Source organism: Stenotrophomonas sp. NPDC078853, assembly GCF_044901215.1.
GTDB lineage: Bacteria > Pseudomonadota > Gammaproteobacteria > Xanthomonadales > Xanthomonadaceae > Stenotrophomonas > Stenotrophomonas lacuserhaii.
The window spans coordinates 1-7,857 of sequence record NZ_JBJDOQ010000031.1 but is presented as its reverse complement, the minus strand read 5'-3'; the positions used below and the strand labels follow the sequence as shown (position 1 = coordinate 7,857).

At 66.7% G+C, this 7,857-nt stretch carries 7 protein-coding genes and 1 pseudogene; 3 read left to right on the top strand and 5 right to left on the bottom strand.

The window, feature by feature from the left end:
• The 3 genes from typA to ACI2JH_RS19430 all read left to right on the top strand — a co-directional run.
• Positions 1–1,641, top strand: a 1,641-nt coding sequence (gene typA, locus ACI2JH_RS19440; RefSeq protein WP_404736979.1) for a translational GTPase TypA, incomplete at its 5' end; no start/stop codon positions are given.
• An 8-nt stretch (positions 1,642–1,649) separates the two neighbouring features.
• Complete coding sequence (locus ACI2JH_RS19435; RefSeq protein WP_042614204.1) at positions 1,650–2,117, top strand: DUF2127 domain-containing protein; 468 nt, start codon at positions 1,650–1,652, stop codon at positions 2,115–2,117.
• A gap of 47 nt (positions 2,118–2,164) precedes the next feature.
• Positions 2,165–3,766 carry an amidase gene (locus tag ACI2JH_RS19430; protein WP_404736980.1) on the top strand — a complete coding sequence of 534 codons (1,602 nt, stop codon included), beginning with the start codon at positions 2,165–2,167 and terminating at the stop codon, positions 3,764–3,766.
• An 81-nt stretch (positions 3,767–3,847) separates the two neighbouring features.
• Here the strand turns inward: ACI2JH_RS19430 and ACI2JH_RS19425 are convergent, their stop codons facing one another.
• The 5 genes and pseudogenes from ACI2JH_RS19425 to ACI2JH_RS19405 form a co-directional block, all read right to left on the bottom strand.
• Complete coding sequence (locus ACI2JH_RS19425) at positions 3,848–4,966, bottom strand: mechanosensitive ion channel family protein (protein WP_404736978.1); 1,119 nt, start codon at positions 4,964–4,966, stop codon at positions 3,848–3,850.
• Between the two features lie 104 nt (positions 4,967–5,070).
• The gene (locus tag ACI2JH_RS19420; protein ID WP_404736977.1) at positions 5,071–6,429 is read right to left on the bottom strand and encodes a class II 3-deoxy-7-phosphoheptulonate synthase; all 1,359 of its coding nucleotides are present in this window, start codon (positions 6,427–6,429) and stop codon (positions 5,071–5,073) included.
• Between the two features lie 66 nt (positions 6,430–6,495).
• The gene (locus ACI2JH_RS19415; RefSeq protein WP_042614207.1) at positions 6,496–6,999 is read right to left on the bottom strand and encodes a disulfide bond formation protein B; all 504 of its coding nucleotides are present in this window, start codon (positions 6,997–6,999) and stop codon (positions 6,496–6,498) included.
• 152 nt (positions 7,000–7,151) lie between these two features.
• The gene (rplQ, locus tag ACI2JH_RS19410) at positions 7,152–7,538 is read right to left on the bottom strand and encodes a 50S ribosomal protein L17 (protein WP_042614208.1); all 387 of its coding nucleotides are present in this window, start codon (positions 7,536–7,538) and stop codon (positions 7,152–7,154) included.
• Positions 7,539–7,724: 186 nt separating this feature from the next.
• Positions 7,725–7,857 (bottom strand): annotated as a pseudogene (locus tag ACI2JH_RS19405) (DNA-directed RNA polymerase subunit alpha); the annotation flags it as partial.

Sequence of the window (7,857 nt, the reverse complement as noted above, 5' to 3'; positions counted from 1 at the left end):
AAGACCGGTATCAAGAACCGGATCAACATCGTCGATACCCCCGGACACGCCGACTTCGGCGGCGAAGTGGAGCGCGTGCTGTCGATGGTCGACACCGTGCTGATCCTCGTCGACGCGATGGACGGCCCGATGCCGCAGACCCGCTTCGTGACCCAGAAAGCCTTCGCGATGGGCTTCAAGCCGATCGTGGTGGTCAACAAGGTCGACCGTCCGGGCTCGCGTCCGGACTGGGTGATCGACCAGGTCTTCGACCTGTTCGACAAGCTCGGCGCCACCAATGAGCAGCTTGATTTCCCGATCGTCTACGCCTCGGCCCTGAACGGCTATGCCGGCCTGGAAGACAGCGTGCGCGACGGCGACATGACCCCGCTGTACGAAGCCATCATGCAGCACGCGCCGAAGCCGGAAGTGGATCCGGACGGCCCGTTCCAGATGCGCATCAGCCAGCTGGACTACAACAACTTCGTGGGCGTGATCGGCATCGGCCGCATCCAGCGCGGCACCCTGAAGAAGAACATGCAGGTCGCGGTGATCGACCGTGAAGGCAAGAAGCGCAACGGCAAGGTCGCCCAGGTGCTGGGCTTCCTGGGCCTGGAGCGCATCGAGCAGGACACCGCCGAAGCCGGCGACATCGTCGCCATCTCCGGCATCGCCGAGCTGACCATCTCCGACACCCTGTGCCATCCGGATACCCCGGAAGCGCTGCCGGCGCTGACCGTCGATGAACCGACGATCTCGATGACCTTCCAGGTCAACAATTCGCCGTTCGCCGGCAACAAGGACCTGTCCGGTGGCAAGTTCCTGACCAGCCGCCAGATCAAGGACCGCCTGGACCGCGAGCAGGTCCACAACGTGGCCCTGAAGGTGGAACAGCTGGAAGACGCCGACAAGTTCCTGGTCTCCGGCCGTGGCGAGCTGCACCTGTCGGTGCTGATCGAGAACATGCGTCGCGAAGGCTACGAGCTGGCCGTGTCGCGCCCGGAAGTGATCATCAAGCAGATCGACGGCCAGGCCATGGAGCCGATCGAACAGCTGGTGGTGGACATCGAAGAACAGCACCAGGGCGGCGTCATGGAAAAGCTGGGCACCCGCAAGGGCCAGCTGAAGAACATGGAGCCGGACGGCAAGGGCCGCGTGCGCCTGGAATACCAGATTCCGGCGCGTGGCCTGATCGGCTTCCAGAACGAGTTCAAGACCCTGACCCAGGGCTCGGGCCTGCTGTTCCACGTCTTCGACCATTACGGTCCGAAGGAACAGGGCAGCATCGCCAAGCGCCAGAACGGCGTGATGATCGCCAATGCGCCGGGCGCCACCCCCGCCTACTCGCTGGGACCGCTGCAGGAACGCGGCAAGCTGTTTGCTGCCGAAGGCGACAACGTGTACGAAGGCCAGCTGATCGGTATCCATTCCAAGGACAACGACCTGACCGTCAACGCGATCAAGACCAAGCCGCTGACCAACATGCGCGCTTCCGGCAAGGACGATGCGATCCAGCTGACCCCGGCGATCAAGTACTCGCTGGAGCAGGCCCTGGACTTCATCGAAGACGACGAGCTGGTCGAGATCACGCCGAAGGAAATCCGCCTGCGCAAGAAGGGGCTGACCGAAAGCGATCGCAAGAAGGCCTCGCGCGGCGGCTGAGCCGACCCGTGAGCCAGACCGCTTACAACCCGGATCCAAAACGGCATCCGGGGCTGCATGTCATCGCCTTGCTCGAAACGGGCAAGGCGGTGCTTGCACTGCTGGCGGCGACCGGGCTGGAACTGCTCGGTCCGCAGCCACTACGCGATGGAATCAGTGCCCTGATCCGGCGTTTCAGCCTGGACCCGGATCACGGCGCCCTGCCCTCGCTGCTCAACATGATCAGTCCCGATGCCGTGCACCTGGCGGCGGCGGCGATGCTCGCCTACGCGGTGCTGCACCTGGTGGAAGCCTGGGGCCTGTGGCGCGCCAAGGCCTGGGCGTCGTGGCTGGGCTGCGTGTCAGCCGGCATCTACCTGCCCTTCGATGTGTACGCCATTGCCCGCCATCCCGGCTGGGCCTCCTGGACCGTGCTGGTGATCAACCTGCTGGTGGTCTACGTGCTCGCACGCGACATCCTCAAGCGCAAACCCTGACGACCCCGCGATACACTGGGCTGGTGACCAGGCCGCCCCTCATGCGCATCGTCCCGAAGCTGCCCCCCTGTTTCCGCCTGTCCACCGTGCTCGCCGCGGTGCTGTTGGCGTGCCCGGGCGGCCTGTCGGCGGCGCCACCACGAGCGCCCACGGCGCATCCCGCTGCGGCAGCCGCGGCACCTTTCGCCTATGCCGAAGCCGAAGTCGCCGACCTGCAGGCACGCATGCTGGCCGGGGAACTGACCAGCCGCACCCTCACCCGTGCCTATCTGGAGCGGATCGCCGCGCTGGACCGTGCGGGGCCGCGCCTGCGCGCGGTCATCGAGCTCAACCCGGATGCGCTGAAGGATGCCGCCCAACGCGACCAGGAGCGCCGCAGCGGCCGCCTGCGCGGCCCCCTGCATGGCATCCCGGTGCTGCTCAAGGACAACATCAACGCCTCGCCCATGAGCACCACGGCCGGTTCGCTGGCATTGGCCGGTTTCCGGCCGGACGATGCCTTCCTGGTGCGGCGCCTGCGCGAAGCCGGCGCGGTGATCCTCGGCAAAGCCAACCTGAGTGAATGGGCCAACTATCGCGGCGAGGACCCCACTTCCGGGTGGAGCGCACGCGGCGGCCAGACCCGCAACCCGTATCGACCCGGCTACAGCCCCTGCGGCTCCAGCAGTGGCAGCGCGGTGGCGGTGTCCGCTAACCTGGCCGCGGTCTCGATCGGGACCGAAACCGATGGCAGCATCGTCTGCCCGGCCGCCGTCAACGGGGTGGTCGGCCTGAAGCCCACCGTGGGCCTGGTCAGCCGGGATGGCATCATCCCGATCTCCTTCAGCCAGGATACGCCCGGCCCGATCACCCGCACGGTGGCCGACGCCGCCGCAGTGCTGACTGCCATCGCCGGACGCGATGACGCCGATCCGGCCACGGCGACGATGCCGGGACGAGCGGTATACGACTACACCGCGCGGCTGAACCCCGATGGCCTGCGCGGCGCGCGGATCGGCGTGCTGGACAGCCCACTGACCCAGCGCCCCGGCATCGACACGCTGATGCAGCACGCCCTGGACGAACTGCGCCGGGCCGGTGCAACCGTGGTGAGGGTGCCGGCGCTGGACGAAAGCCAGTGGGCCGACGCCGAGCAGACCGTGCTGCGTTTTGAATTCAAGGCCGGCCTGGAACGCTACCTGCGGCGCTGGAAGGCGCCGCTGCGCACACTGCCGCAGGTCATCGCCTTCAATACCGAACACGCCGCCCAGGAACTGCCGCTGTTCGGCCAGGAACTGCTGGAAGCGTCAGCGCAGGCCGGCACGCTGGGCGATGCAGGCTATATCCAGGCGCGCAGCCAAGCGCGCCGGATGGCCGGTGAGCAGGGCATCGATGCCTTGCTGCGCGCGCACCAGCTGGACGCGCTGGTAGCGCCGACCACCGGTACCGCCTGGCCAATCACCCGCAGCGGCGGCGATGCCTTTCCCGGCGGCAGTTACAGTGCGGCCGCCGTTGCCGGCTACCCCAGCTTGAGCGTGCCGATGGGCCATGTGGATGGCCTGCCGGTGGGGCTGCTGTTCATGGGCACCGCCTGGACCGAACCGCGCCTGATCGAGCTGGGCTACGCCTACGAACAGCGCACCATGGCGCGCCGCCCGCCGCCGTTATAGCCGCTGCAGGTCGGCTGGATCGTCGACATGCCGCCGAGCATGGCTCGGCGCTACCGGGCTGACGCCGCCGTCGTGGCGCGGCTAACCCACCGCGGGCTCGCCATCTTCCGCACCGGGAGAACGGACATCCGCTTCGGGCGCCGCCGCCACGCGGTGACGCGGCATGTCGGCCCCCACTTCCATCTGCGCGCGCAGCCGCGGCAGCGCCTGCGGATGCTCACGCGCCAGGAAATCCAGCATGCGTTCACGTACCAGGCAGCGCAGGTCGAAGGCGTCGCCGGAGTTGCGCGCACTGACCAGCAGGCGTACCTGCAGGGTGTGTTCGGTGGTCTCGGTGACCTGAGTGACGCAGACCCGTCCATCCCATAGCGGGGCGTCCTTGCAGATGCGCTCAAGCTCTGCCCGTATCGCGGGAATCGGCGCGCGGTAGTCCAACCACAGGAAGGCGGTTCCCAGCAGATCGGCGCTGCGCCGGGTCCAGTTCTGGAACGGGTTTTCGATGAACCAGGTCAGCGGCACCACCATCCGTCGTTCGTCCCAGATGCGGACCACGACGTAACTGCTGCCGATCTCCTCGATGCGCCCCCACTCCCCTTCCACGATCACCACGTCGTCCAGCCGGATCGGCTGGGTCACCGCGATCTGCATGCCGGCGATCAGGTTGCCGAACACCGGCTTGGCGGCAATACCAGCGACCAGGCCGATCAGGCCTGCCGAAGCCAGCAGCGCCGAGCCGATCTTGGCCACCATCTCGAACTGCAGCAGCACCAGCGAGGCACCGAGGATGATGATGCCGCCCATCAGCACGCGGCTGAGGACGCGGGTCTGGGTCTGGATGCGACGGGCTTCGAGGTTGTCGGCAACTTCGATGGGATGGTTGCGCAGGATGGCCTCTTCACCTGCAGCGACCGCGCGTACCAGCAGCCAGATGAAGCAGGCGGTCAAGCCGATGTGTGCGACGCGCTGTGCCTGTTCCAGCCAGCCACCGCGCAGGGGCGTGGCCTCCAGCGCCGGAACCATCAGGAACAGCGGGAAGGCCAGCGCCAGCGGCGGCCCCAGCATCCGGCCGATACGTGCGCGCCGCCGGTCCCTGCCGGCCAGGCGACGATACAGCGCCAGGATGACCCACGCCCCCAGCGCACCGACCGCCAGTGCAATGCCAAGCGGTACCACGTAAGCCTGCACCTGTTGCCACTGCATCACCCGTGCACCTCCACGACCACGCGAAAGGATCAGCGTGTCGCAAAGGCCATGATCGCGGTGTCAGCCGTTCGTAAACAGCGGGTCAGCGTCAGGGGTCAGGGTCAGCCTGCCTGCTTGCGCACGATCGCCATCGCGATTTCCAGCGACTGCTCGTAGTTCAGTCGCGGATCCACGCTGGATCGATACGCTCGTTCCAGGTCGCGCTCGGTGAGCTCGCGTGCGCCGCCGGTGCACTCGGTCACATCCTCGCCGGTCATCTCCAGGTGCACGCCACCCAGTCGCGTGCCCGCTGCGGCATGCAGATCGAAGGACAGCTCCACCTCACTGCGGATGTTGTCGAAGCGACGCGTCTTGTAGCCGTTGCCGGTGCTTTCGGTGTTGCCATGCATCGCATCGCAGACCCACAGCACGCGACGCCCGTCGCGCTTCACCGCATCCAGCAGCGGTGGCAGCTTGTCGGCGATCTGCGCCGCGCCCATGCGGTGGATGAAGCTCAGGCGGCCCGGCTCGTCGTCCGGGTTCAGCACGTCGATCAGGCGCAGCAACTGGTCCGGCTGCACCGACGGCCCGACCTTGATCGCGATCGGGTTGCGCACGCCACGCAGGTATTCCACGTGGGCGCCGTCCAGCGCCGCTGTGCGCATGCCGATCCACGGGTAGTGCGTGCTCAGGTTCAGCCAGCCCTGCTGGCGCGGCACCTGACGGGTCAGGCCCTGCTCGTAGGGCAGCAGCAGCGCTTCATGCGAGGTGTAGAAATCGACGCGCTTGAGGTTGTGCACGCGCGAGCCGGAAATGGTTTCCATGAAGCCGATCGAATCTTCGATCGAGGTCACCATCTTCTGGTACTCCACGGCCAACGGCGAATGCCGCACCCACTCCAGGTTCCAGTATTCCGGGTGATGCAGGTCGGCAAAGCCGCCGTCGATGAGCGCGCGCACGAAGTTCATCGTCATCGCCGAATGGGCATGCGCCTGCAGCATCCGCTTCGGATCAGGCAGGCGTGCCGCTTCGGTGAAGGCCGGCGCGTTGATCACATCGCCGCGGTAGCTCGGCAAGGTCACCCCGTCGCGCGTTTCGGTATCGGCAGAACGCGGCTTGGCGTACTGGCCGGCGAAGCGCCCCACGCGGATCACCGGCTTGCGCAGGCCGTGCACCAGCACCAGGCTCATCTGCAGCAGCACCTTCAGCCGGTTGGAGATCATGCCCGACTCGCAGTCGCTGAAGTTCTCCGCGCAGTCACCGCCCTGCAGCAGGAAACGCCGCCCTTCCTGGGCGTCGGCCAGCTGCTGTTTCAGTGCGACGATCTCCCACGAGGTCACCAGCGGCGGCAGCCGCTTCAGCTCATGCAGTGCGGCATCCAGCGCCACTGGATCCGGGTAGGTGGGCATCTGCAGTGCGGTCTTGGCGCGCCAGCTGTCCGGTGACCAGTCGACGGTGGGCAGGGAATCAACGGACGACATGGCGAACTCCAGAACGTTCAGGGTAGCGCCGAGCCATGCTCGGCGGAACAACTACAGCAGGCACGATCAGCGCGTGCGGCGAAACGATACCAGCAACGCCCAGGCCGCCAGCAGAGCGAACCACGCCAGCGACCACATCGGCATCGTCAGGCCCAGGAAGGTCCAGTCGATGTTGCCGCAGTTGCCGGTGCCGGTGAGCACCGTGCGGAACACTTCGAAGGGCCCCATGGTTTCGCTGAGGAAGGCCAGCGGCGGGCCGCAGGTGGCGCCGAACTCCGGCGGGATCATCTGCACGTACACGTGCCGTGCCGCGATGCCGATCCCCACGCCGGCCGCGATGAAGGCCAGTACCCCATAGGTGACCCGGCCGGGGCGGTTGGACGGCCCGTGCAGCGCACCGATCAGGAACAACAGGCCCAGCGCGGCGAAGGCGATGCGCTGGAAAATGCACAGCGGGCACGGCTCCAGCCCCATCTGCAACTGCAGGAAGATGGCGTAGCCGAGCAGACCCGCACAGATCAGGAAACCCAGCAGGAACTGGGCGCGGAACGGCCAACGGAACGGATTCATAGGGCGACTCTAGCCAGGCAGGTGCCAAGGGTAACCGACCGGCGCCGCCGTTCGAACCGCCGCGCGCTGCGCCGGTCGGAATATCGCCGCCTGCCAACGCAAAAGCCCGGCGCGAGGCCGGGCTTCTGACGGTAAATCAGGAAACGATCCGATTACTCGGCCACTTCCTCGGCAACGGCAGCCGGACGGTCGACCAGCTCGACGTAGGCCATCGGCGCATTGTCGCCGGCGCGGAAACCGCACTTCAGCAGACGCAGGTAGCCACCCGGACGCGACGCGTAACGCGGGCCGAGGATGGTGAAAAGGTTGCCGACGGCTTCGTTGTCACGCAGGCGGGCGAAGGCCAGACGACGGTTGGCGACGGAGTCGACCTTGGCCAGGGTGATCAGCGGCTCGGCGACGCGGCGCAGTTCCTTGGCCTTCGGCAGGGTGGTCTTGATCAGCTCGTGCTTGAACAGCGAGGCAGCCATGTTCTTGAACATCGCTTCGCGGTGGGCGCTGGTGCGGCTGAACTTACGGCCGGATTTCTGGTGACGCATGGTGGTGATTCCTTTGCAAGATTGAGGCTTTGGGGATCGTTGTCGCCATCATGGCGCTGAATTCGGACTGCGGATGGTCCTGGCCGCCCGTCCTGGTCGGCCTGTCCGCGGACGTTTCGTCCGTCGGTTTGTGCGAAGGCCCCACCGTCGCCGGTGGAGCCTTTCGCGGTACTGCAGAAGCAGGTATCAGCCCAGCATGCCGTGGCTGGCGACACCGGCCGGCGGCCAGTTCTCCAGCTTCATGCCGAGTGACAGGCCACGCTGGGCCAGCACTTCCTTGATTTCGGTGAGCGACTTCTTGCCCAGGTTCGGGGTCTTC